This is a genomic window from Paenibacillus kobensis NBRC 15729 (assembly GCF_004000825.1).
In the GTDB taxonomy this organism is placed as follows: Bacteria; Bacillota; Bacilli; order Paenibacillales; family Paenibacillaceae; genus Paenibacillus_T; species Paenibacillus_T kobensis.
This window is the reverse complement of record NZ_BILZ01000011.1, coordinates 1-25949: the sequence shown is the minus strand read 5'-3', so window position 1 is coordinate 25949 and position 25949 is coordinate 1. Positions and strand designations below refer to the sequence as shown.

At 47.7% G+C, this 25949-nt stretch carries 21 protein-coding genes; 3 read left to right on the top strand and 18 right to left on the bottom strand.

Features of this window, described 5'->3' with window-relative positions; genetic code table 11:
• Positions 1-9: 9 nt before the first annotated feature.
• From PKO01S_RS09300 to PKO01S_RS09225, 16 genes are all read right to left on the bottom strand, one after another.
• Positions 10-1347 (bottom strand): UDP-glucose dehydrogenase family protein, encoded by a 1338-nt coding sequence (locus tag PKO01S_RS09300; RefSeq protein ID WP_127531061.1) that lies wholly within the window; start codon positions 1345-1347, stop codon positions 10-12.
• A gap of 24 nt (positions 1348-1371) precedes the next feature.
• Positions 1372-2733 carry a sugar phosphate nucleotidyltransferase gene (locus PKO01S_RS09295; RefSeq protein WP_127531060.1) on the bottom strand — a complete coding sequence of 454 codons (1362 nt, stop codon included), beginning with the start codon at positions 2731-2733 and terminating at the stop codon, positions 1372-1374.
• Between the two features lie 3 nt (positions 2734-2736).
• Positions 2737-3591, bottom strand: a complete 855-nt coding sequence (gene rfbD, locus PKO01S_RS09290) for a dTDP-4-dehydrorhamnose reductase (protein WP_127531059.1) — start codon at positions 3589-3591, stop codon at positions 2737-2739.
• On the bottom strand, positions 3584-4603 hold the full coding sequence (gene rfbB, locus PKO01S_RS09285; RefSeq protein ID WP_127531058.1) for a dTDP-glucose 4,6-dehydratase: 1020 nt from the start codon (positions 4601-4603) through the stop codon (positions 3584-3586). The genes rfbD and rfbB overlap by 8 nt, the downstream gene beginning before the upstream one ends.
• Before the next feature lie 20 nt (positions 4604-4623).
• Positions 4624-5169 (bottom strand): dTDP-4-dehydrorhamnose 3,5-epimerase, encoded by a 546-nt coding sequence (rfbC, locus tag PKO01S_RS09280; protein ID WP_127531057.1) that lies wholly within the window; start codon positions 5167-5169, stop codon positions 4624-4626.
• 16 nt (positions 5170-5185) lie between these two features.
• On the bottom strand, positions 5186-5938 hold the full coding sequence (locus PKO01S_RS09275; protein ID WP_127531056.1) for a sugar phosphate nucleotidyltransferase: 753 nt from the start codon (positions 5936-5938) through the stop codon (positions 5186-5188).
• A 43-nt stretch (positions 5939-5981) separates the two neighbouring features.
• Positions 5982-7451 (bottom strand): MOP flippase family protein, encoded by a 1470-nt coding sequence (locus PKO01S_RS09270; RefSeq protein ID WP_127531055.1) that lies wholly within the window; start codon positions 7449-7451, stop codon positions 5982-5984.
• 2 nt (positions 7452-7453) lie between these two features.
• Positions 7454-8566, bottom strand: a complete 1113-nt coding sequence (locus tag PKO01S_RS09265) for a glycosyltransferase family 4 protein (RefSeq protein ID WP_127531054.1) — start codon at positions 8564-8566, stop codon at positions 7454-7456.
• Positions 8541-10124 carry an O-antigen ligase family protein gene (locus tag PKO01S_RS09260; RefSeq protein ID WP_127531053.1) on the bottom strand — a complete coding sequence of 528 codons (1584 nt, stop codon included), beginning with the start codon at positions 10122-10124 and terminating at the stop codon, positions 8541-8543. The genes PKO01S_RS09265 and PKO01S_RS09260 overlap by 26 nt, the downstream gene beginning before the upstream one ends.
• Positions 10125-10226: 102 nt before the next feature.
• The gene (locus PKO01S_RS09255) at positions 10227-12302 is read right to left on the bottom strand and encodes a DUF1972 domain-containing protein (RefSeq protein WP_127531052.1); all 2076 of its coding nucleotides are present in this window, start codon (positions 12300-12302) and stop codon (positions 10227-10229) included.
• 32 nt (positions 12303-12334) lie between these two features.
• Positions 12335-13429 (bottom strand): glycosyltransferase family 4 protein, encoded by a 1095-nt coding sequence (locus tag PKO01S_RS09250; RefSeq protein WP_127531051.1) that lies wholly within the window; start codon positions 13427-13429, stop codon positions 12335-12337.
• A 23-nt stretch (positions 13430-13452) separates the two neighbouring features.
• A complete protein-coding gene (locus PKO01S_RS09245; protein ID WP_127531050.1) occupies positions 13453-14145 on the bottom strand; it encodes a sugar transferase in 693 nt (230 codons plus the stop codon).
• 16 nt (positions 14146-14161) lie between these two features.
• Positions 14162-15058 (bottom strand): UTP--glucose-1-phosphate uridylyltransferase GalU, encoded by an 897-nt coding sequence (gene galU / locus PKO01S_RS09240; RefSeq protein WP_127531126.1) that lies wholly within the window; start codon positions 15056-15058, stop codon positions 14162-14164.
• Positions 15059-15301: 243 nt separating this feature from the next.
• A complete protein-coding gene (locus tag PKO01S_RS09235; protein ID WP_127531049.1) occupies positions 15302-15991 on the bottom strand; it encodes a CpsD/CapB family tyrosine-protein kinase in 690 nt (229 codons plus the stop codon).
• Positions 15972-16721 carry a YveK family protein gene (locus tag PKO01S_RS09230; protein WP_127531048.1) on the bottom strand — a complete coding sequence of 250 codons (750 nt, stop codon included), beginning with the start codon at positions 16719-16721 and terminating at the stop codon, positions 15972-15974. Before PKO01S_RS09230 ends, PKO01S_RS09235 begins: the two co-directional genes overlap by 20 nt.
• A gap of 20 nt (positions 16722-16741) precedes the next feature.
• The gene (locus PKO01S_RS09225; protein WP_127531047.1) at positions 16742-17500 is read right to left on the bottom strand and encodes a tyrosine-protein phosphatase; all 759 of its coding nucleotides are present in this window, start codon (positions 17498-17500) and stop codon (positions 16742-16744) included.
• A gap of 252 nt (positions 17501-17752) precedes the next feature.
• Here PKO01S_RS09225 and PKO01S_RS09220 point away from each other — a divergent pair, with 252 nt between their 5' ends.
• Entirely contained in the window at positions 17753-18130 is a 378-nt protein-coding gene (locus PKO01S_RS09220; protein WP_127531046.1) for a helix-turn-helix domain-containing protein, read from the top strand.
• A 336-nt stretch (positions 18131-18466) separates the two neighbouring features.
• Positions 18467-18637, top strand: a complete 171-nt coding sequence (locus PKO01S_RS28740; RefSeq protein WP_164779546.1) for a hypothetical protein — start codon at positions 18467-18469, stop codon at positions 18635-18637.
• 185 nt (positions 18638-18822) lie between these two features.
• On the opposite strand, the gene gltB is transcribed toward PKO01S_RS28740, so the two are convergent.
• Positions 18823-23418, bottom strand: a complete 4596-nt coding sequence (gene gltB / locus PKO01S_RS09215; protein ID WP_127531045.1) for a glutamate synthase large subunit — start codon at positions 23416-23418, stop codon at positions 18823-18825.
• Between the two features lie 336 nt (positions 23419-23754).
• On the opposite strand from gltB, the gene PKO01S_RS09210 reads away from it, so the two are divergent.
• Positions 23755-25074: a stalk domain-containing protein gene (locus PKO01S_RS09210; protein ID WP_127531044.1), complete on the top strand. Its 1320-nt coding sequence runs from the start codon at positions 23755-23757 to the stop codon at positions 25072-25074.
• A 52-nt stretch (positions 25075-25126) separates the two neighbouring features.
• On the opposite strand, the gene PKO01S_RS09205 is transcribed toward PKO01S_RS09210, so the two are convergent.
• A partial coding sequence (locus tag PKO01S_RS09205; RefSeq protein WP_164779545.1) for a YhgE/Pip family protein occupies positions 25127-25949 on the bottom strand: 823 nt, incomplete at its 5' end.

Genomic DNA, 25949 nt, shown 5'->3' with positions numbered 1-25949 from the left:
TAAGTCCGTCTAAAAAAACAAAACAGGACTCTCATCACGTATGCCATTATTCAAGCTAGGGCGTCCAACTGAGTAATAAATAAAGGATGTCTGTGAAAGCTCCTCTTCACTAAATACATTCCTGCCGTCAATCAGAATAGGCTTTCGAAGCAGACTCTCGAGTTCCGCTAATGAGATTTCGGCAAATTCATTCCATTCTGTCAGTAGACAGAGTGCATCTGCGCCTGCAGCAGCATCCTCTTTGCTTTCACAATATTCTAATTTCGGATGAGCTATAAGTTGACTAAAATTCGCAGTCGCGACCGGATCATAGGCTTTCACACTGGCACCACGTTGAAGCAATGTCTGGATAATCTCAACTGCTGGAGCATCACGAATATCGTCTGTATCCGGTTTAAAAGCCAGCCCCCACACCGCGATGGTTTTTCCTTGAAGACTATCCAAAATAGCTTCCAGCTTACGAATGACATTGAATCTTTGATCCTGGTTAACCTCTACAACAGACTTCAGCAGTTTGAACTCATAATCAACATGCCCTGCAATTTGAATAAGCGCTTGTGTATCTTTAGGGAAACAAGAGCCGCCATACCCGATTCCCGCCTTCAAGAACGAACGGCCAATTCGCTTATCGTGTCCCATTCCTTCAGCTACCTTCGTAACATCTGCGCCGACCTTCTCGCAGATATTAGCAATTTCATTAATGAACGAGATCTTGGTGGCCAGGAATGCGTTGGAGGCGTACTTGATCATCTCAGCACTACGGATATCCGTTACGAGAATATTATCAGTCAACACCGAATGGAGCTGTCTAAGCCATTCCCGAGCCTTCTCACTTGATGCTCCAATGACAATTCGATCCGGGTTCAATGTATCCCGGATCGCTGAGCCTTCCCGCAGAAACTCGGGCACAGAGGCAACATCGAACAATTGATTCGTATGCTCTGCGATGATTGCGGCTACTTTCTCATTCGTACCGACAGGTACAGTGCTCTTCGTTACAATAACTTTGTATTGATTGATAGCTGCACCTATCTCCGCAGCAGCTTGCTTGATATACGAAAGGTTCGCTTCGCCGTTAGGAAGCGACGGTGTTCCTACAGCAAGGATGATGATGTCCGATTCTTGAACGGCATCGGCAAGATTAGTTGAAAATCGCAATCTGCCCGCTTCTACATTCGTGTGGATCAGCTCTTTTAAACCGGGCTCATAGATGGGTACTTCTCCTCTATCCAGCATTTCGATCTTCTCTTTCACCTTATCAACGCAAATGACCTCATTCCCCAGATGCGCGAAGCAAACGCCGGACACAAGACCGACATAACCAGTGCCGATAACCGCCAGTTTCATCTAACCCACTCCTATGCTTTGTCTTTAATGGATGTAACTAATAATCTCAGACCAATCCATGCACAATCGAACAATATCTTCTTCCACCAATTCGCCGCCGCTTTGCACTTCAATGATCTCCAGATCCGATATCGCCCGGATACTGTGCCTCATTCCTGCAGGCACTTGTATGACGTCACCAGCAGCAATCCGGCGGTACCGTCCATCTAGCACCATCTCACCTTCGCCGCCAATAACTGTCCATACTTCACTGCGGTTCAGATGATATTGGTAGCTTAAATTACGCCCTGCCGTAATGGCGATACGCTTCGTCAGCACCTCTCGCCCGTCATCATACCGAATATAGTCGACGACCTTATACTGGCCCCACCGACGCTCCTCGTACATCGGACGCTGATTCCATTCGCCCGACAAATCCTTGATTCGAGGGCTTTGCGATTTGTCCGACACTAGAATACCGTCCGGACTCGCAGCCACAATGACATTCGACAAGCCGATGACCGTTATTGGAATTTCAAGCTCACTGACCAGATGGGTGTTGTTACTGTCAGCAGTCACAACCCCCTTCCCGTATACCGGAGATACCATCTCACTCGTTAACGTCTGCCATGTTCCGAGATCCCGCCATTGTCCCGTATAACGAGTGGCCACAATATGCTCCAGCTTCTCTACCACTTCATAATCGAAGCTATTCTTCGGCAGATTGCGGTATTGCTTGCTCATTTCTTCATATTGAATCGGCAGGTTCATGCCGATCAGCAGGTTAATCATCGTATCCAGCCGGAACGCAAAAACCCCGCAATTCCAAAGCGCGCCTCTTGCAATCAAGGCTTCCGCTTCTTCCTTACGGGGCTTTTCTTTAAAACATTCCACGCGCCGGACTGAATCACTATTCCCCTCGGACGACACGATATAACCAAAGCTTTCCGACGGGGAGTCGGGAACAACTCCCATTAGTGCTAGCTGAGCACCGGACTGCCTCAATGCTGGTTCCAGTTGCTTCACGTGCTCGAAGAAATCTTCGCTGACATACGGATCGACCGGCATAATCGTTACAACCTCATCCAACGATACACCTTCAACGGAATATAGGTACACTGCAGCTAATGCAATCGCAGGGAACGTGTCCCGCCGTTCCGGCTCTATGATAATAGAAGCTTCATTGTCCAACTGGCTCTGCAGCAATTCCACCTGCGCTCTGCCTGTTGCGATGTAGCTGCTAGCGGACAATCCAGCCGACTTCAACTGCCGCCATACCCGCTGCACCATCGACTCGGTCCCTCCGCTCGGATGCTGCAGCAGCGGAAGGAACTGTTTGGACCTCATATCATTAGACAACGGCCAGAGTCTCTTACCGGAACCACCCGATAGCAATACGATTTTCATTCGCTACACTCCAATCTTAAGCTCATTCACGAATTGTTCCAACGCGACTTCCCAATGACGCATCGCGGGGAAACCGCCAAGCCGCAGCGACATATGATCGAATACCGAATAAGCTGGACGTTGCGCCGGACGAACGAACTGATCGGATGTGACGGGGGTCAACTCTACTTCCATATTAGCAAGACGGAATATAGCAGACGCGAACTCATACCAGGAGCAGCTACCCGAATTCGAGACATGATATGTTCCGAACTGTTCCGTCTCTATTAAGGCTGCAATACAAGAGGCAAGATCTTTCGTATACGTCGGACAGCCGACTTGATCATGGACGACAGAAACTTGCCCCTTCTCTTGACCTAGCTTCAACATCGTCTTCACAAAGTTAGCGCCGTGCAAACCGTATACCCAGGACGTTCGAACAATAAAGAACCTTGTATGCAGCGATTCTACAAACCGCTCTCCCATCCACTTCGAGCGGCCATACACATTAATAGGGGCAATTGGGGTGAACTCATCGTATGGACGCGTCCCTTCCCCGTTAAATACATAATCCGTACTCACATAGACGAGCTTCGCCCCGACCGATTGTGCAGCCGACGCTATATTCGCCGTACCGTAGCCATTGTTCAGATAAGCCAGATCCGGCTCAGCTTCTGCCTGGTCCACCTTGGTATAAGCACCAGCATGAATAATGACATCCGGCTTTACAGCCCGCACAACCTCTTGCACTTGACGAGGATTCGTAATGTCGAGCTCATCTCTGCCATAGCCAAATACTTCACAGCCGTGGAATCGCTCAACAAGATCAACACCCAGCTGGCCTTTCGCGCCAGTGATTAGAATTCGCTCATTAGCCATATAACGCCTCGCCGTATTGCTTGCTGTAATAGTTCATGTAATCGCCAGACTTGATGCGGCGCCACCATTCTTCGTTGGCCAGGTACCATTCGATCGTCTCCATAATACCGGTCTCGAACGTGTAATCTGGCTTCCACCCTAGCTTCTCAGACAGTTTCGTCGGGTCAATCGCATATCTCCGGTCATGACCAAGCCGGTCCGTAACGAATCGAATAAGTTCCTTGGACTTACCGAGCTTCTCCAGGATCAGCTCGACGATCTGGATATTCGTGCGTTCATTGTGTCCGCCGATGTTATACACTTCACCTGGCTCTCCCTTATGAATGACGAGATCGATCGCAGCGGCATGATCTTGCACATGCAGCCAATCCCGCACGTTCAAGCCGTCGCCATATACCGGCAGCGTCTGACCCTCTAATGCGTTCGTAATCATAAGCGGAATAAGCTTCTCTGGAAAATGGTACGGACCATAGTTATTCGAGCAGCGCGTTATATTCACATTCATGCCATACGTTTCGTGATAAGCCTTAACGAGCAAGTCAGCTCCTGCCTTGCTCGCGGAGTACGGGCTGTTCGGAGCAATAGGCGTTTCTTCCGTAAAGTAACCTGTTTCTCCCAACGAGCCGTACACTTCGTCCGTCGAGATCTGAACATATTTCTGAATGCCTTTCGCTCGTGCGGCATCCAATAACACTTGTGTGCCGATGACGTTCGTTCTCACGAATACGCCTGGGTCCGTAATGCTCCGGTCAACATGCGATTCGGCAGCAAAGTTAACCAGCACATCGATCTTATGCTCATCCAATAGGCGATGGACCATCGCAGCGTCCGCAATGTCGCCTTTCACAAATTGATACCTCGGATTGTTCTCGACATCCTTCAGATTCTCTAAGTTGCCGGCATAGGTAAGAAGATCAAGATTCACTACGTTATATTCCGAATGTTTCTCCAGCATGTAACGTACGAAATTACTTCCGATAAACCCGGCGCCGCCTGTCACCAATAGATTCATGTCTTACAGCTCCCTTAGTTCTAGAATTGGATGTTGGCTTCACGAATGCCAGGGTGAAGCTTATCTTTATCCGACAATACGACGCGATCGGTCGGCCATTCGATGCCGATATCCGGATCGTTCCACAGAATCCCGCGATCATGATCCTTGGAATAATATTCGTCCACCTTATACAACACCTGTGTATTAGGGGTTAACGTGCAGAACCCATGTGCAAATCCGCGTGGTACGAGCAACTGGCGTTTATTCGACTCGCTCAGAATAACGCCCACCCACTGCCCATAGGTTGGTGAACCGCCGCGAAGATCGACTGCTACGTCGTAGATCGCCCCGGCAACAACACGAACGAGTTTCGTCTGTGCCTTGGGCTCGAGCTGAAAGTGCAGCCCTCTAACCGTTCCCGCTTCAGTCGACAAGGAATGATTATCTTGAATAAAGTTGTGCTCTATGCCGGCTGCGCGAAACTTCTCCTCATTGTAGCTCTCCGTAAAAAAGCCCCGGTGATCGCCGAATACATCGGTCTCAATCACCAGGACTCCGTCCAATACCGTCTCTATAATTTTCATCCGTCTTCTCTTCTCCTTACTTGGCCGCTACAGGTTGACGCCCGAAGTTGAGATCGAACTTCTCGTTACGGAGCAGCTCGTTCGCTTTGTTCCATGATTCATGCGTTCCTGCGTCCGTCCACCAACCATTCAATACATCATAGGATAGCAGACCACGTTCGATATAGGCGTTGTTCACGTCCGTAATCTCGAGTTCGCCCCGGCCGGACGGTTTCAACGTTTTGATAATATCGAATACTTGCGAGTCATACATATAAATACCCGTCACAGCATAATTGCTCTTCGGCTGCTTCGGCTTCTCTTCAATCGAACGAATCCGGCTGCCATCCAACTCCGCCACACCGTAACGCTCCGGATCATGAACTTCTTTGAGCAATATTTTGGCGCCAGAACCCTGACGTTTGAAATTGTCTACATACTCAGAGATATCATCGGAGAAAATATTGTCCCCTAAGATAACCGCAATCGGCTCATCTTGAACGAAGCTGCGCGCCAAGCCCAGTGCTTGAGCAATCCCCCCAGCTTGATCCTGTACTTTGTACGAGAAGGAAACACCGAACTCATAACCGCTGCCTAATAAATTAACGACATCGCCCATATGGTCACGTCCCGTGACAATGAGGATGTCGTCGATTCCAGCTTCTTTCAATTTGTGAATCGAATGATAAATCATCGGATAAGGACCAACCGGAAGCAAGTGCTTATTCGTCACCTTCGTCAATGGATAAAGCCGGGAACCCGTACCGCCTGCAAGAATAATACCTTTCATTTCTCAACACTCCCTGTTATATATTTATTTGTAATTAAAAAAATTAGGAGGATAGTTTAGCAGTTGCCAGTTGTTGTCTTTTGAACACCAACTGCAATAGCTCCCTCACTAATCTTTTATTGAACAACCATGTTAATACTACATAGATGACAACTGCGCCTCCGATTGTAAGTCCTAAATTTAAATATGATGTGTCGTCACTAATCCAATGTATTAACCATGCATAAGCCGCTACACCAGAACAGTATAAAAGCGGCTGCACCAGCGCCCAACCATACTCCAGCCAATTTACACTTAGAACTCGCTTAAGCATCCGATAGTTGAAGTATGTCAAAATGAACTGTGCTACAACATATCCCAATGCGATACCTGTCGCTTCGTTCAAGTAGGCGCCTACTGCAATTGAAGGAAGCAATATCGACATCGATAATATCGTCCATTTGAAACTCAAATCCGCACGCCCAATCGAGATTAATAGTGAGGTATTCGGTTGAATTGTTGATCGAATAAGCCCCATACCAGATAAGATCTGAAGAAATAGTATCCCGCCTTGCCATTTATCACCGAAGACCAGAGGTATAAGTAATGGCGCTGTTACAATTAGCCCCACATAAAGCGGGTAATTGATCATGTTTAAGTATCGAATGATGGTAAGATACCCTTCTCTCAACCGCTTCTTCTCATTCTGAATTCGAGCAAAAATCGGCAGTGATACTTGTGTTACCATCGGATTGATCTTCATAACCGGGATGGTTGCAATTTGATAAGCGAAGGTATAATAGCCCAGCACTTGCGCACCAAAAAATTTTCCAATTATGATATAATCCACATTCGTACTAAAAAAATGAATCGTCTTCTCGCCCATCTGGTATGCCCCGAAAGCAATAAATTCACGAACTTCATGAAACTTGAAATGGAATCCGGGCCTCCATAATCGCATGCCCACGAGAACAAGGCAAACCGTCTTTACAGTAGATGTCGTAAGTTGACCAAGTACAAGCGACATAACACCAGCATTCAACCATGCTGAAGTTATTGCAACAATTAAACCCAAAGTATAAGACAGCATATCGAATTTCGCTAACTGATTAAACCTAAGCTCTTTTTGGCTCAGTACTTGATATTGCTGACCAATTGGGATTATTACGAACATCAGTGAAATAACGCACAACGGTATCAATAGTCTTGGCTCATTATAGAACATCGCGATTAATGGAGATATGCCTATCACGAGAATAAATACAAATACTCCTGAAAGGACATTAAGATAATAAAGACTAGACAATTGTTGCTTACTAATATGCTGGCGATAAATAATCGCATTGGATATGCCAACATCGCTGTAGATTTGTGCAAACCCTACCACAACAGTGATCATACCCATTAATCCATAATCGGATGGCTGCAGCAATCGAGACAGTATAGCTAACTGCCCAAATTGGATCAACGTTACGACGATTGTCGATAATGAAGTCCATTTCGACGCAGCTGCTCCCTTTTGTTTTAATGACATGTTTAACCACCCATTGGCATTCGGTCTACATTCTGCATTTCATGTTTTTTTGATAACGATTCACTCATTACCCTTTCCCATAATCGAGAAGTAGTTGTAATGGAATATCGCTGTTGGGCTTTCTCAATTGCTTTGCTGGACATCGACTGAAACTTCAACCGATTGTCAGCTAGCTGAGTTAATTTTTCTTTCATCGAATTTATATCATCCGGTTTCACCAAGTAGCCGTCGCTATCTTGTTCGATAATGGTTTTAGGTCCAATTGCATCTGACGATATTGGAATAACTCCACATGCCATAGCTTCAATTATTACGATGCCGAACAATTCCTCCCATATTGTTATCGTCTGCGAAGGAAGCAGTAGCACATGACTTTGATTATAAAGATTCGCCAGTTTCTTCTGATCCTTAACTTGACCGAAATACTGCACGTTATTATATTGATTCACTCTGTCTTGGATCGTATCTCGGTAAGGACCATCACCAACAATCCACCATTCGAATCTTGTGTCATTCTGCAATTCGCTCATTAACTGAAGAATTGTCTTCATGCCTTTCTCCTCAATTAATCGTCCTACATAAATGATACGAAATGGTTCATTTTCTCGTATTGTATCGGGAGCAAAGACTTCATTAATGCAGTGCGGAATAACCGTCGAATACGGTGTGTATTGTCTAAGCCCTTCCGTCACCTTCTCCGTAACCCCTACAACTTGCACATTATGCAAAAATTTTTGCCACAACCTCAATTGACCCCAATACCGTAACTTCTTTGGATACTTGGATAAATCCCAGTATGGCCAAGAAGAGTAGTAGATAATTTCATTTCCTATTTTCATAAAATATAAGTAGTAAATGAATGAATCAAATGGTGCAGCTCCTACAATGACTGTCTTATTTCGACTGAATAATAAATAAACCATTAGACAAGCATTCCTGATAGCTCTCAAGATTAGATCAGGTTTTCTTCTAGTGATTCCCTTCACAAATTGCCTTAAGAAGGTGAACTCAAGTGATATTATTGAATCATACATTTGTGTATCATTATTCATGTGGTACAAAGCTTCAAAATGACGTGGAGCCCCATTCTCATGTATGATATACAGACGAGTCATTCATATTACCTCCTTCCTTGTTTTTCATTTGATTACATATTGTATTCCTACTCTCCCGTTTAGGAAGCTCTTCATTAGCATTATAAGAATGAAACACTGATAAGACCGCCAAAAACATCCAAAAGTATTTAATTGTATCTAAATCTGCTACCATAAATAACTGCACAAAATACGCTAAAAAAGATACTAATATCATTAAGTTTAGGTTATTTTTTCTTCTATACCTGATTGCTGTAAATACTACGGTGATGAATAAAATTAACGTTACAACAAGACCGACCCATCCTTGTTCCAACTTAGTTAAAATGTAGTAGTTATCTATTGACCTGGATATTGTTGCCACAAAAGGAGCTATTTCAGGAAGGTAGAATTCTAGGGGTTCATTTTCGATGAACCCAATACCTTTTCCCCAGATAGCCTCATTTCCTTTTAGTTGAAAAGAGTATTTAATAAGGGCATTCCGGTAAACGAACGGGTCCTCATTATTGCCAAAGTTCTCTACCTTTTGAGTTCCTAAGAGCGCATCTGAAAGTGCATTAATATTGGATCCGATCGTGGATACGCCAGGAATATCTTTTCCAACCGGCGTTAAACTTAAAAAGAGCAATGGGAACACAATATAAAAAACAGCAAATATGAATTTCATCCTACTCTTTGCAACAGAAAAAACTGCATATGTTACCACCGCCACGGTAGCCGCAAGCATAGCAGATCTTGAAAGTGTCATAAACAAATTTAGAATCAAAAGTAAAATCAAAGAAAAATAAAATACCCTCTTTTTCTTCCCCTCTTTTGCTGCCCACGTAGCTTGATAAAAAACGATCGGTATCATTATGAGTAAGTACATTACATATCCTAGCGTGTGTGAGAAGCTACTGCTAACTCGAAGCTGTCCGGAACGAATAAAAGGATGGTATTTTAATCCCTCATAGTTTGAGACATCCAATAGACTAAATATATTGAACTGGGAAAAATATTCAAGTATCCCCAAGATCGCAAGTATAAATGCTACTACACTTATTCGATGTAAAAACTTATTAATAAACTCTCTATGCCCTCCCTTTTGGACTTCTATATTAATGTTCATAAGTATTAAATAATAAAACACTACCTTTTCGACAATAATAGCTGTCGAACTGATGAGATTTGAAGACATATCAAACATTGACGCTCTGACAAGGCCTGAAATTATTATTCCGAATGCATAGATCAAAACGACCACTTTAAATTTGTCACTTCTTATTGAACTAATGAATTCAGATACTCGTCTTTTAAGTATCAACTGATCGAATATAAATATCAGCAATAGTATCCGAAACCCATTAACAAAAGGAGCTCCTCCTGCTTTATACGCTAAATATGGAGGAAGTAAAGGCATCAGCACGATAAAGTACCAAAATATCTTTTGAGGATTCATGAGGTAGATGATTACACTCACTAGAACAAGACTTATTAGAAGCTGGGTGACTATGTCCAGTCTGGTAAGTGTAATGAGTGACGAGAGTATTATGGCGATCAGAAGATATAATATATTAGTCTGTAAACTATGTGCTCTCATTACACTTATCACCTCGGATAGTCCGGTACATTATATACATTTACATTCCTCCAGAAACACTTACTAATGATTTGAATAGATGAATGAATTAATACGTTTTTTTCAACCACTCAATTTTCCTTTTTTATTTGTGACTACATGCAGGAGTGCAGCATAAATCAATTGTATTTTCTTGAACTTGTTTGATTCTTTTCTCAACATTAATCGAGCATGCTTCTTTATAAATTTATACACAAACCCGGCATAAGGCAGCAGTCTATTAAATTTGGAGTAACACTTATTAATAAAGATCAAATAGTTCCGAGTGTCGTAGTAATCTACGATAGGTGCATGATCTCGGTATTGGCCTTTAGTTGAAGCACTCACCTTGTGCCAGATTAATGAAGCTGGCTCATATAGAAGCTTCCATCCTGACCTTTTTGCTCGGATGTTGAACTCTACGTCCTCAAAGTATAGAAAGAACTCCTCATCCAACAAGCCGATCTGATTGACCATGTCTACCCTAGCAAGAAGACTGCACCCCGTAATAAAGTCGACCTCTTTACTCTCCGCATACAACTTGTTATCAGGATCCTCGACGGAGTCTCCAATATGACCACAGATCCCCATCTTGTTTACACGTCCACCAGCGAACCATAGCCGAGGCGATTTGTAGAAATAAATCTTGGACCCCACAATACCAGCATTAGGATCAGACTCGGCAGCATGAACGAGATGAGTCAATGCATCCTCATGCACAACTGTGTCATTATTGATGAGCCAAATATAATCGCAACCGTCTTGAATCGCTTTCCTTATTGCAACATTATTTCCGCCTGAGAACCCTAAATTCTCCTTCAGCTGAAAGAACTCGATTTGCTCCATCCCCAACTCCCGAATGTAGCTTTCGAGTAATGTACCAGAGCTATCTGGCGATGCATTGTCGACAACATAAATCTTCTGGTTATTGTAATTCAGCCGAATCAACGATTGTATACATTCCACAGAATCTTGATATCCGTTGTAATTCACAAGAATGCTGCCAACCTGGGCTGTATTCACACCTGTTCGAATAATTCGACGATTGTAATTTGCACGTTCACCATTTGCAATTCTCAAATAGGATGAAGCGACCTCGCTCCAATTGTAGTAGCTGTTGACGCGTTGCTGCATGGCTGCCGATTGCTCGGGCATGGATAACACGTTCTTAAAATCCTCTGCGAGCGACTGTACCGTAAACTGTAAACCCGATCCATGAAGTACCTCGTCACTGAATGGTCCCTTAATCGCCATGATCCGCTTGCAGCTTTGCATCGCCTCAATTAGAGCAGGATTCGTTCCGCCAACAGAGTTCCCATGTACATAACCGAAAGCCGCTTTACGTAAGGTCGCCAATTCTAATGCGTTGTAGTTAGCCGGATGCACACAAACTCCATGTTCACCTGACAATTGTTTTATGCTTAGTGAATACGGGGTATCATCTTTATATCCGATCAGTACGTACTTATACCCTTGCTCCCAAATACCGGACTGAATAAATCCTTTAATGATATCGAGCGGCAGATTGTCCGGTTCGAACCTTGTAATCTGCAGGAAAAATTTATTTTCCTGCAGGTCATACTTCTCCAGTACCTGACGCTTTAAGTCATCGTCAATCTGTCTTTCCTTTGGAATGCCGTATGGAACCATCTCCGTCCTTGTACCGAACGTGTCCCAATAATAGCGTTGAATCGCGGAAGAGTCAGAGACAAGCGTCTTGCACAGAACAGTAACCATCCATGATGACAAAAAGTAGTAAAGCTTGAAGGGCCATGACCACTTGGCCCGTCTCCACTCCAATCCGTCTGTGTTCACAGCCGTCGGTATTCCTGCTAACAGCGTTAATAGTATCCCAGGCAAATTCGCATTATTGAACCAGAATACATAATCGTATTCTTTGCGATGCTTCAATAAATACAAGCCGGTGTTAATCGCAGATACAAAAGTATCTAGCTTACGGGAGGCGCTGCCTTTAATATAGATTGTCTTTCGCCCATCAACAGTGGACGACGGCTGCTGCTTCTGATCCGTTCTGCAGAATACATGGCATTCTACATCTTGATCCACTAACTTAGCTGTAATCTCATCTACAGCCGTTTCAAAGCCGCCGTAATTCGCCGGAATTCCTCTCGTTCCACAGAAAGCGATTGTTTTCTTCATAAACTCTCCCGCCCCATTCAAGCATTTATGGTCTAAATTGCATCAAGAGCATTTATGAATTTCTCAGCTGCGCTCTCCCAAGTCCAACGTGTCGACTGTTCTAATCCCCGAATTATAGAAGCCGCTCGAAGCTCTTCATCCGATAACATTCTCTCCATGGCGGAGGAAAGGTCATTTATGTTAGTCGGATCGACTAACATACCAGATTCACCAATGACCTCCGGGATTGCAGTACGATTAGAAGAAACAACGGGAACACCGCATGCCATCGCCTCCAGCGGAGGAATACCGAAGCCTTCTGCGAAAGAAGGGTAAACAAAAAGCCGCGCAGCCCGATAAATATCAGGCAACGTGGCATCGTCTACCGAATCTATAATTTGTACATCATCCTGCAGCTGAAGCTGCTCCATTCGTTCGAAGAAACTTTTGAATCCGAAGTCGGGCTTGCCTACTATGACGAGTTTTTGCTGGATTCCGGCTCGCTCCCTTAGCTGCTTATAAGCCTCCAGCAAAGCAATATGGTTCTTTCTTGGCTCAATCCGTCCAACTGTTAAGATATAATCTTGAACGCCATACTTATCGGAGATATTACGCTGTGCCGCCTCCTTGTTGCCTGAAGTGAAACGGCTAAGATCTACCCCATTAGGCACGACAAAAATTTTATGTTCCGGTACATCGTACAATTCGATCAGTGCCTGCCTAGAGAACTCTGATACGGTATGGATTTGTTTCGCCTTCTTGGCAGAGCGTCTGACGAGCAGCTTGTTGCGCCACACCTCTTGCGGGGTGAAGAATTGAGGGTGGGTCTCGAATAAAATATCGTGAATCGTGACAATCGAATCACAATTCATTCTTAATGGGGAAATATAAGTGCTATGATACAGTTCAATATTGTGGTCTCTTAGCAACGGATTCGTTTCATAAGTCAATCTCTTGAGTCGCGAAGATGATTTGAAATTTACATATTCCACCTGATCACCGTATGGACGCTCACTGTCCCAGTGACCAAAGAAGAGATACTCATCATTGCTTTGCTTCTCAAGCACCTGCTGGTACAAATTCAACAGATAGGTTCTGCTTCCTTGGAACTTACCGGCCAGTACGTGCGCATCCACTCCGATTCTCATCTCTCTATATCTCCTTTATTGCATTAGAATGCATTTTTTGACCCGAACAACACTTTCACTGTCCGCAGCATGATCTTAATATCAAATAGTATGGTCCGATTTTGTATGTACTCGATGTCGAGTTCAACCATCTGCTTGAAGGTCAATTCATTTCTCCCGCTGACCTGCCATAAGCCTGTGCAGCCTGGCGTCACTTTCAACCGGATCTTGTCATGATTGGTATACTCCGCTACTTCGCGCGGAATCGGCGGCCGTGGACCTACAAGCGACATGTCTCCGCGAATGACATTCCATAACTGCGGAAGCTCATCAATGCTCGTTCGCCGGATGAACCGGCCGATTCGGGTTATGCGAGGGTCTTCTTTCATCTTGAACATAGCGCCTTCGATCTCATTCTGGCTGAGCAGGCCTTCTAGCAACTCCTCGGCATTCGATACCATCGATCTGAATTTGTACATTCGAAATCCGGTTTCATTCTTCCCAACCCGACTCTGGTGGAAGAAGATCGGACCGCGCGGATCCTCTAACTTAATCAGAATGGCAACACTAATGAATACGGGGGAAAGAATGAGAATTCCGACTGCTGCACCGATAATGTCCATGGCCCTCTTCAAGATCAGATACGTCCGGATATTTTTGTTCCGTTCCAGAGCATGCAGCGTATAGTACGCTGTCCCTTCCAACGCGACTTCGGCCTCATTCCTTTGCGGTGTCATTCGCCTTTCCCCTTTCTTACCGATCAAGAATTAGTTTGTCAGCCTGTTCACGCTGGATAATTCCGTCCAGAACACTTAGCAGCGGCGACCTTAATTCACTATTCTGAAGAGCAAATTCGAGTACGGTCGTAATAAAACCTAGTTTTTCGCCTACATCATATCGTTTGCCATCAAAGTCATACGCAAAGACGCCCTCATCTTCATTCAATCTTTGAATGGCGTCAGTTAGTTGAATCTCTCCACCGGCTCCTAGCTCATGCTTCTCTAAGTACTCGAAGATTTTCGGTGCCAGCACGTATCTGCCCATTATGGCCAGATTTGAAGGTGCACTGCCCAGCGGCGGCTTCTCGACGAATCTTTTTACCTTTACCAGCCTGCCCGACTCATCAATCGGATCAACGATTCCATAACGATCGGTTTGTTCAATCGATACGGCTTGAACGCCAATGACCGATTTGCCCGTCGTTTCGTATTGTTCAATCAGTTGCTTCGTGCTTGGGACCTCCGCAACGACGATATCATCCCCCAGCAGCACCGCGAACGGCTCATCCCCGATAAAATTGCGCGCACACCAGACTGCATGGCCTAGTCCTCTTGCTTCCTTCTGTCTAATGTAATGAATTTCAACGTTGGACGATTTGCGGACCTCATTCAGAAGGTCAAGCTTTCCTTTTTCTTGCAGATTGTGTTCGAGCTCGAATGCGGTGTCGAAGTGATCCTCAATCGCCCTCTTGCCTTTGCCGGTCACAATGATGATGTCTTCGATACCCGATGCGATGGCTTCTTCTACGATGTACTGAATGGTTGGCTTGTCGACAATCGGAAGCATTTCTTTGGGCATCGCCTTCGTGGCAGGGAGGAATCTTGTTCCAAGACCTGCTGCCGGAATAATTGCTTTGCGAACCTTCTTCATCATTCCTCACCCTATCTTTCTCTTTTATTCCATGTATAAAAAGACGAGTTAAACCACTTTCCATGAAAGCGGTCTAACTCGCGTTTCTATGCGTTCTGACTAATTATGAAGGGGCATCAAACCCCGCCTCACATCACGCCTTTGACAATTCATGTCTAAGGTCGATGACCCACAGCGTGACCGAGTGCCTACAGTGATAAAGGTCCAGTAGACATTACCTTAAGCACATTTACGCTTATCTATCTATTCGTTACCGCCGTAATAATAGTGATAATGATCGTTTGATCTCGTTCTGCTGTTGTTATTAAGCACCACGCCCAACAGCTTGGCTTTGACATGATCCAAATTCGACTTCGCTTTCGCTACTAGGCTCTTCTTCACTTTTCCAGCATGAACGACAAGGATGACGCCATCGCAATAGGAAGAAACGATTGCACTATCGGTCACCGCTAGAATCGGAGGCGTATCGAACAGAATGATATCGAACATATCCTTCAGCTCTTCAAGAAGCGTCTGCATACGCTGAGAGCCTAATATTTCGGAAGGATTCGGAGGAATAGGACCGGAAGGGAGTATCGACAAGTTATCGACATTCGTATCTTTAATCACTTCAGACAAGGCATGCTGTCCAAAGAGCAAGCTCGTCAAGCCGACGCGGTTCGATTGCTGGAACAAATGGTGAAGCGACGGCTTCCGAAGGTCAGCATCGATTAGCAGCACCTTTTTGCCCTCTTGTGCATACGTGACGGCAAGATTCGTAATCGTCGTCGTTTTGCCTTCACCGGACTTCGCCGATGCTACCATTAATACTCGAATTTGATGATCGAGGGTCGAAAACTGAATGTTCGTGCGTAGTGAACGGTATGCTTCGGATATGGGAGATTTCGGATTTACATGAGTAACGAGATTATGCTCACTGCTTGGCTGCCGCATATGCGCCTTCACCTGCTTTCTGCTGGACACTGCGTGACCGGCGTACTTTCATGTCTGATTTATTAATTTTCGAAATATAGGACAACATCGGAAGCTCAAGCGTTTGAACAATGTCCTCTTCGCTCTTGACCGTATCGTCCAAATAATCGAGCAGAAACGCTAATCCAACTGCCAGCATGAGAGACACGATGAAACTAATAATTATTGCTACTATTGGGCTGCTGTTAATCGGTGCGCCGCCTACGGATGCATCCGCTTCTGACAGAATCGTGACGTTGTCGACGTGCATAATAGAAGGAATCTCTTTCTTGAAGACGGTGGACACAGCGTTAGCAATATCGACTGCACGTTCATAAGAACTGTCCACTGCCGTAATATTCATCACTTGCGAATCATTCGCCGCGCTGACGGAGATGATCCCGTTTAGTTGCACCGGCGTCATGTTAAGCTCCGGATATTGATCGACAACTTTATTTAAGATTGCCGAAGAGTGAACAATTTCTTTATATGAATTAATGAGCATGATATTGCTCTGAATGCTCGACCAGTCCAACCTCTGGACGCCATTAACGTTAACGGACTGATTCACGATTAACTTGGCGTTGGCCTGATAAATGTCACTTGTATACACAAAGCTTCTTATTCCGGCTAACACACACACAACCAACACGATAGACGATATGAGCAACAGCCTTTTACGAATAATGCGAAAGTAGTGTTTCAACTCCACTGTTCCAGCCTCCTAAATGTTTACCAAAATAAAAGTTTGCGCTTCGCCCTTACAGGCTCATCTGATAAGGCATCTTCGTTACTTAGCAACCGCCTGCTGTTCTCTTTGTAACGGTTCATAATCCCCCTGCCCAGCGAGCGGTCGACCATCCGGTAAGCCTCTCTAAGTGCAAATGCACGCTCCTTACAGTTATGGGCATCGGATGAAACGAAGTGATTCAACCTACTTTTGCATAGTTGAATAGTAGCTTTCTGTATCTTCCGGCCGAATAAGCCAATCAAGGAATGTGATGTTACTTGACATAGCACTCCATTCTCGATCCACCCTTCCAGAAGCTCAGGTGATTCTATAATTTCTTTATTACGTTCGGGATGGGCAATCACCGGAATCAGATCGCGTATCGATAGTTCATACACCATTTCGTCAAAGTAACCCGGCACATGGCTATGCGGCAGCTCCAACAGAATGTACCTGCTCTTGGCAAGCGTCAGCAGCTTATCGTTCTCCCAGTCGTCTATTAATCCGTCGTATACCCGAATCTCCTGACCGGTGTGCAGCTTAATCGGCAACTCATATGACTCAAAAACCCGGTTCATTTCTTCAACTGCCTGAACAACCAATTCTTTCGGTGCCATATACACGCCATTGCCGTGGTGCGGAGTCGCGATGATATCCGTGATCCCCTGCTGAGCAGCTTGGTGAGCCATCTCTAGTGCTTCATCCCTACTCTGTGCACCATCGTCAAAACCTGGCAGTATATGGGAATGAATTTCGATCATATTTCTTCACCTTACTGTTGTATTTTGTTTAAGAGCGGCAAATTATGTATAAAGGAATCGAATAAGGGGCATAATTTTGACGAAACGTTAGATACAATTCGTATCAAGCTTATCTCCAACTTTACGATACGAAACGTAACATGTCAAGCGGTTTTCATAATTATTTTCAATAATTGCGACGATTTGTTGCAAGCGATGCAATTCTCTTCATTAAGTATTAATATGAGATTATAGAGCGTTAGGAGGAGAATGATGGACATCGGAACGCGCATCGCACACCTGCGAGAGCAGCGTGGTTGGACGCAGGAGCAGACCTCGCACCTACTCGGAATTTCGCGGGCTGCCTTGTCCCATTACGAGAAGAATCGGCGTGAGCCGGATACGGAGACACTTACGAAATTCGCGGATTTGTTTCATGTATCCATCGATTATTTGGTTGGACGTACGAACAGTCCGGAGCAACTACTCGATCCGGAAGTTCGCGACTTCGTCCAACAAGCCGATCAAGTTGAGCTCTCAGAGGAAGATATTACGGAGAAATTCGCCTTTACGATTGACGGAATGGAATTGACGCCGGAAGAAGCCAAGCGGTTTATCGCTTTCATTCGTGCCGAGCGTTCCATGCGTTAATATCCGATTTGTAGCAATATTGACCCCAGACTATACTTCAACTAGACCATACAGCAGGATATCAGATCCCTTATATAAAATGCAGTCTCCCTCTAACGGGCAGACTGCATTTTATCGTTTCTCCCCCACTCTACTCAGACTCTATCCAATAGTTCATCGGAAGTAGGCTTTAATTAAGATTTTCGACAAGATTTACCATAAATAGAACTTAATCACCGCACTTTATGACATACTTCTCATGTCGAATAGACTATACTGATCAGTATGTGCAAGATAACATGACACATGAAATACATAAGAATAAGATAGAGAATCTAATGGAGCGGAGAGAATGAGATGAAAAAGGAGAGCGAAATGGATACGAAGCTGACGAAACCAGTCATCACATTGGACATTCGCGACATTCTATCCCAACTCGGAATCGATGAATCCAAGTGGCATGACTTTAACCAACAGGCGGAGCAGGATGAAAGCCAGCCAGAGGTTACAGATAAAAATTGCGAATAACCTGGAAAATATGACCCTTAGAATAGACACTTAGCCGGAAGTGTCCATTCTAAGGGTCATATTTCGTTACAGGCCGGCTTCTCATTTAAATAGTAGTCTTCGATATCCTAATAAGCCGGCTTCAACACAACACTAACAGCCCAGTACCGGATCGGTACTGGGCTGTTGCATTGCTTATCTTATGCTTACACGCGGGCCAATTCGCGCTTGTTCGCTTCGAATGCTTCCAGAAGCGCCTCTTCGCCTTTGTAGCCTTTGTTCTCGGCTTTGCGGATTTGCTCCAGCATCTTCTTGTAGTCCTTCGGAATAACCTTCACGAACTTGCTAAGCGAGCCTTCCCAGTCGCTCAGAACGCGCTGTCCTGGTGCGCTGCCCGTCAGCTCAACGTGGCGCTCAATCATGCCGCGAAGCTCAGCTTGGTCGCCTGCTTCCTCTACAGGCTCCAGAAGCACCATCTCGAGGTTGCAGTTGCTGTAGAACTCGCGGTTCTCATCGAGTACATACGCGATGCCGCCAGACATACCAGCCGCGAAGTTGCGTCCCGTGCCGCCGAGTACAACGACGCGTCCGCCCGTCATATATTCGCAGCCGTGGTCGCCTACGCCTTCTACGACGACGTTAACGCCCGAGTTACGCACCGCGAACCGTTCGCCGGCAATACCACGGATATAAGCTTCGCCGCTCGTCGCGCCGTAGAATGCCGTGTTGCCGATAATGACGTTGTTCTCTGCTTCGAACGTCGCTTTCGGCGACGGAGCGACGATAATTTTGCCGCCGGACAGACCTTTGCCGACATAGTCGTTCGAGTCGCCTTCGATCGAGAGCGTAATGCCCTTCGGTACGAATGCGCCGAAGCTTTGTCCTGCCGTACCAACAAAGTGGAACTTGATCGTATCCGCAGGCAGTCCTTTCGCGCCGTAGCGCGACGTCACTTCGCTTCCGAGAATCGTACCGACAACGCGGTTCGTGTTCAGAATCGGGAACGTGCCGGTAACAGCCGTGCCGTTCTCCAGCGCAGGCAATGCCGCCGGAACGAGCTGCTGCATGTCGAGCGACAGTTCCAAGCCGTGATTCTGCTCTTGTACGTTATAACGTGCGGAGCCTTCAGGCAGTTCCATCTGATACAGCAGCGAAGACAGATCGATGCCTTTTGCTTTGTAATGATCAACCACCAGCTTCGACTCGAGAATGTCGACGCGGCCGATCATTTCGTTGATCGTACGGAAGCCGAGCTCTGCCATAATTTCACGCAGCTCTTCCGCGATGAAGCGCAAGTAGTTGACGACATGGCTCGGATCGCCCATGAACTTCTTGCGAAGCTCAGGGTTCTGCGTCGCTACGCCGACCGGACACGTATCGAGTTGGCAAACGCGCATCATAACGCAACCGAGAACGACCAATGGTGCAGTCGAGAAGCCGTATTCTTCTGCACCGAGCAGCGCAGCGATCGCAACGTCGCGGCCGTTCATCATCTTGCCGTCCGTCTCGAGAATCGTACGGTCGCGCAGGTTGTTCATGATGAGCGTCTGATGCGTCTCCGCAAGACCGAGCTCCCATGGCAGACCCGCATGACGGAGCGAGTTGATCGGCGATGCGCCGGTACCGCCGTCATAGCCGCTGACCATAATGACGTCAGCGCGTCCTTTGGCAACGCCTGCTGCAATTGTGCCGACACCGACTTCGGATACGAGCTTCACGTTAATGCGAGCGCGAGGGTTCGCATTCTTCAGATCGTGAATGAGCTCTGCCAAGTCTTCGATCGAATAGATGTCATGATGCGGCGGAGGCGAGATCAGACCGACGCCTGGCGTCGAGCCGCGCACTTCCGCAACCCATGGATATACTTTAAGGCCTGGCAGCTGGCCGCCTTCACCTGGCTTCGCGCCTTGTGCCATTTTAATTTGAATTTCGTCCGCATTGACCAAGTATTGGCTCGTTACGCCGAAGCGTCCCGATGCTACCTGCTTGATCGCGCTGCGGCGGGAGTCGCCGTTCGCATCCGGAATGTAGCGCGCCGGATCTTCGCCGCCCTCACCCGTATTCGATTTGCCGCCGAGGCGGTTCATCGCGATTGCGAGGCTCTCATGCGCTTCCTTACTGATCGAGCCGAACGACATAGCGCCCGTCTTGAACCGTTTCACGATCGAATCAACCGATTCAACCTCTTCAAGCGCAACCGGCGTGCGGCCTTGCTTGAACGTCAACAGCGAACGAAGCGTCAGATGCTTCTTGTTCTCGCCTTGAACGAGTTCGGAGAACTTCTTGTACAGCTTGTAGTCGTTCTTGCGTGAAGCCATCTGCAGCGTATGAATCGTCTGCGGCGTATAGAGATGGTCTTCGCCGTCTTTGCGCCATTGATATTCGCCGCCGGAGTCAAGCTCGCTCTCAGCGCCTTCTTGCTTCGAGAATGCGCGGGCATGATGCTTCAGCGTCTCTTCGGCAATGACGTCGAGGCCGATGCCGCCGATGCGGGATTCCGTCCACGTGAAGTATTGGTCGATCAGATCTTTCTTCAAGCCGACCGCTTCGAAAATTTGTGCGCCGCGGTACGACTGAATCGTTGAGATCCCCATCTTCGACAGTACTTTGACTACGCCTTTCGTAGCTGCCTTGATGTAGTTCTTCACGGCTTTCTCATGCTTCACGCCGCGCATCATGCCTTCGCGGATCATGTCGTCGAGCGTCTCGAACACGAGGTATGGGTTCACCGCACTGACGCCATAGCCGAGCAGCAGCGCATAGTGATGCACTTCACGCGGCTCGCCGGACTCGAGCAGAATGCTCGCGCGCGTTCTCGTGCCTTCGCGAATCAGATGGTGATGAAGTGCCGATACGGCCAGCAATGCCGGAATCGCTGCATTGTCCTTGTCGATGCCGCGGTCGGACAGAATAAGAATATTATGGCCTTTCGCAATGACGCGGTCAGCCGCTTCGCAGAGCAATTGCACCGCTTCGCGCAGTCCTTCTTCGCCCTTCGCTGCTTCGAAGAAGATCGGCAGCGTAATCGCCTTGAAGCCTGGACGGCGAATATGGCGCAGCTTCGCGAACTCTTCGTTGCTCAGGATTGGCGTCTCAAGCGTCACGTGGCGCGCGCTCTCCGGCTCTGGGTTCAGCAGGTTGCGCTCTGTGCCGATCGTCGTAATGGTCGACGTAACAAGCTCCTCGCGGATCGCGTCGATCGGCGGGTTCGTTACTTGCGCGAACAGCTGCTTGAAGTAGTTGTACAGTCGTTGAGGACGTTCCGACAGAACGGCCAGCGGCGCGTCGTAGCCCATGGAGCCGATCGGCTCTTGGCCTGTCGTCGCCATCGGTTCAATAATTTTGCGGATATCTTCGAACGTGAAGCCGAACGCCTGCTGGCGCTGCTCAACCGTCTCGTGATCAGGTTCTGGCAGCTCCGGCGCTACAGGCAAGTCGTCCAAGCCCACGAGATGCTCGTTCAGCCACTCGCGGTAAGGATTCTCGTTAGCGATTGCCGCTTTCACTTCTTCATCGGTCAGGATTCGGCCAGCCTTCGTATCCACGATAAGCATGCGGCCTGGACGCAGACGGTCCTTATACACGATATCTTCTGCCGGGATTTCGACCGTTCCCGCCTCAGAGCCGAGAATAATGTGATCGTCCTTCGTTACATAGTAACGGGCAGGGCGCAGACCGTTGCGGTCGAGCGTTGCGCCGATCATGCTGCCGTCCGTGAATGCCATAGCGGCAGGTCCGTCCCACGGCTCCATCAGGCATGCATGATATTCATAGAATGCTTTCTTCTCGTCGCTCATCGTCTCATGCGCTGCCCATGGCTCCGGCACCATCATCATCATAGCGTGCGGCAGCGAGCGGCCCGACAAGTACATAAATTCAAGCACGTTATCGAACATTGCCGTATCCGAGCCGTCCGGATTGATGATCGGTTTGATTTTGTCCAGATCGTCTCCGAACAATTCCGATGCGAACAGCGACTGGCGTGCGTGCATCCAGTTCACGTTGCCGCGCAGCGTATTGATCTCGCCGTTGTGAATCATATAATGGAAAGGATGCGCGCGCTCCCAGCTTGGGAACGTATTCGTACTGAAGCGCGAGTGAACGAGAGCCATTGCCGTTACGACTTCTTCGTTATTCAGCTCAATATAGAAGGAGCGAACCTGCTCCGTCGTGAGCATCCCTTTGTATACGATCTTCTTCGTCGACAAGCTCGAGAAATAGAACTTGTCCGCGCCCTCGCCGCCGCCGAAACGGATCGCAAGCTCAGCGCGTTTGCGAATGACATACAGTTTCCGTTCGAAAGCGAGTTCGCCGTTCAATGCGGCATTGCGGCCGATGAACACTTGGCGGACATAAGGCTTCACCTTGAGCGCCGATTGGCCAAGCTTGCTGTCATTCGTCGGAACCGTACGCCAACCGATTAAAGTCTGGCCTTCCTCACGAATGATGGCCTCCAGCTTCTTCTCCTGCTCCGCACGAATATCGTCCTCCAGTGGAAGGAACAGCATGCCGACTGCGTATTCGTCCTCTTGCGGCAGCTCGATTCCTTGCGCCTTCATCTCCAGCTTGAAGAAGTCATGCGGGATTTGCAGCATAATGCCTGCGCCGTCTCCCGTATTCGGCTCGCTGCCTTGTCCGCCGCGATGCTCCATGTTCTCCAGCAGTGTCAGCGCCTGGCGAATGATGGTGTGTGACTTCCGGCCTTTAATGTTCGCAACAAAGCCCATGCCGCAGGCATCTTTCTCGTATTGCGGACTATACAGACCTTGCTTCGGCGGCAAGCCCATGATGTTCTCGTTCATCGCAACGCACCCTTTCTATATAGAAGATTTAATTGAACGTGTCGGCAAGTCGGACTTGAGACATTAAGCACTTCAATTCCGGTTGGTTTTATCATAGAATGGAAATGAATCGCGATTGTTTTTCCCATCTTGGATTTTGCAACTTCCGACAACTTGTCGATTTCGACGATTATTTAATTATTTTATCATTGAAGCAAATTAGACGCAATTTATTTATTTTAATAGCCCTGATAAACGATTCTTCGCCTTAAATCCGAACATTAACTACATAGTACATTATTATGTTCGTGTTTTTAAGTTCAATTTTTTTAACATTATACGGAGGAGTGAAAAGTTTTGTACAAAAAGTTCATGGAAAAAACGCGTTATTCTGCAATTCCGGCTGCGCTTGCTTCTTTACTGATTTTGACAGCTGCGCCGTCGGTGTATGCTGCGCCCGCCCAATCGGTCTCCTATGCGGCTTCCAATTCCGACTCTGGCGCAGCCGTGTCGCCAGCGGTCGAAGACTATCATATCGTCAGTGTAGGCGATTCGCTGACCGTCGGCTATACGAAAGGTTTGGAAATGCAGAAGAATCCGGTGCCTTACGGCTATGTCGAACGTGTCTATGAGCAAGCGCTGTTCCATGGCGAGAGAGCATCCGTATCGAATTACGGCATTCTCGGCTTAACGACCGAAGGCCTTCAACATTATGTGGAGGCCGCCCAGAAGGGTGAACAAGTCACGCCGGACGATCTTCCGTACGGAACAACGAAGGAACCCCGCATTGCACAGCTTGCTGCCGCCACTCCGCAGCTGCTCGCCGATCTCAAGGCAGCTGATCTTGTGACGGTGACGATCGGCTCGAATGATTTTCTGTCCGTATTCGACCAGTTGGTCAAAGGCGAGGCCGACCAGATCGTAACCGACATGCTGCCGGTCTACGAGCAGCAACTCGAAGCTTCGCTGCGCGCCATCATCGCCGTCAATCCGCAAGCGGAAATCGTCGTCGCTGACCTGTACAATCCGGTGCCGAACAATAAGCTGGTCATCACCGAGGCAGGCTATAAGAAGCTGTCGGACGCCAGCGCCGCTGTCCGCGGCAAAATCGAAACGGTTGCCGGCAAGCTGAAGGGCGAAGGCTATAACGTGCAAGTTGCCTATGTTGGTAATAAATTTGTCGGTAAAGAGCTTTCTTATACAACTATTATATCCGGCGACTTCCATCCGAACGCACAAGGCTATGAAGCGATGGGCCAATCGTTCGCGCAAGCGGTCTGGGGCGATTACCGCACAGTCGCCCAGCGCGAAGCCAGCGTGCCGATCTCCGTCGTCGTTGCAGGCAAGGAACTCGTTACGGCAAACAAGCCCGTGTTGAAAAATAATAAGACGTACGTACCGATGCGCGACATTACCGATGCGATGGGCGCCGACTTGAAATGGAATAACGCGACTCAGACCGCCACGGTTACGCTAGACGGCAAAGTCGTCGCATTCACAATCGGTGCAAAAACGATGACGGTGGACGGCAAAGCCGTTCCAGTCGAAACGCCTGCTTACCTGCAGAAGGTTGGCAAGGAGAGCAAGACGTATCTTCCGCTCGCGGCGCTGTCCGACGGGCTCGGGTTCCAAGTGGTGTATCGCGGTACGATCAAAACGGCCTTCATTAATAAATAATGCAAAAGCGCCCAGCCGGTTCCTGTCGGAGACGTCTGGGCGCTATTTTATTTTACGCGGTTGTAGTTGCAGTTGACGTATCAGCAGTCATACCGCCGCCTGCTGTATCTTTCGGCTGCCGCTTATGCATGACCATGAACAACACGAGCGACAATACGGCGAACGCGATCGCGTAAATGCTAAGCGTACCGATGCTGCTGCGGACGACGCCGAAATCTCCACTCGAGATGACCGCTTTGAAGCCGGATACGGCGTAGGTCATCGGCATCCAATCGCCGACATGCTGCAACCATACCGGTACGAGCTCCTTCGGATACGTGCCGGAGCTGCTCGTCAGCTGCAGGATCAGAATGATGATCGCGACGAATCGTCCCGGTTGGTCGAGCATCGTTACGATGAACTGAATGATCATCATGAAGGTCAAGCTCGTTACGACCGATAGTGCGATGAACAAGCCGGTGCTTTGAACTTCAAGCCCGATGCCGTACAACAGAATGGCATCCGCTATAAGCGTCTGAATGATGCCGACGAGTACGAACAGGAGCGCTTTGCTGGTGAACCAACTGCCGCCTCCCCTCGGACGTCCCGCGCTGCCGCGCATCGGCAGCACGATCGTCGAGAGCAGCGCTCCGACGAACAGGCCGAGCGACAAGCTGTAAGGCGCGAAGCCCGTGCCGTAGTTCGGCACTGTCGTCAACTTCTTCTCGCTCACTTCGACCGGCGCAGCGAACATATCCGCCTGCTGGTTCTTATCTCCGCTTACGTTCGATTCGCGGGACGCTTCGCCCAGCTTGTCGGCCAGCTCAGCCGACCCGTCGGCCAATTGGCCGACGCCGCTCGTCAGCGCCGCCGAACCATCGGCGAGCTGCCCCGAG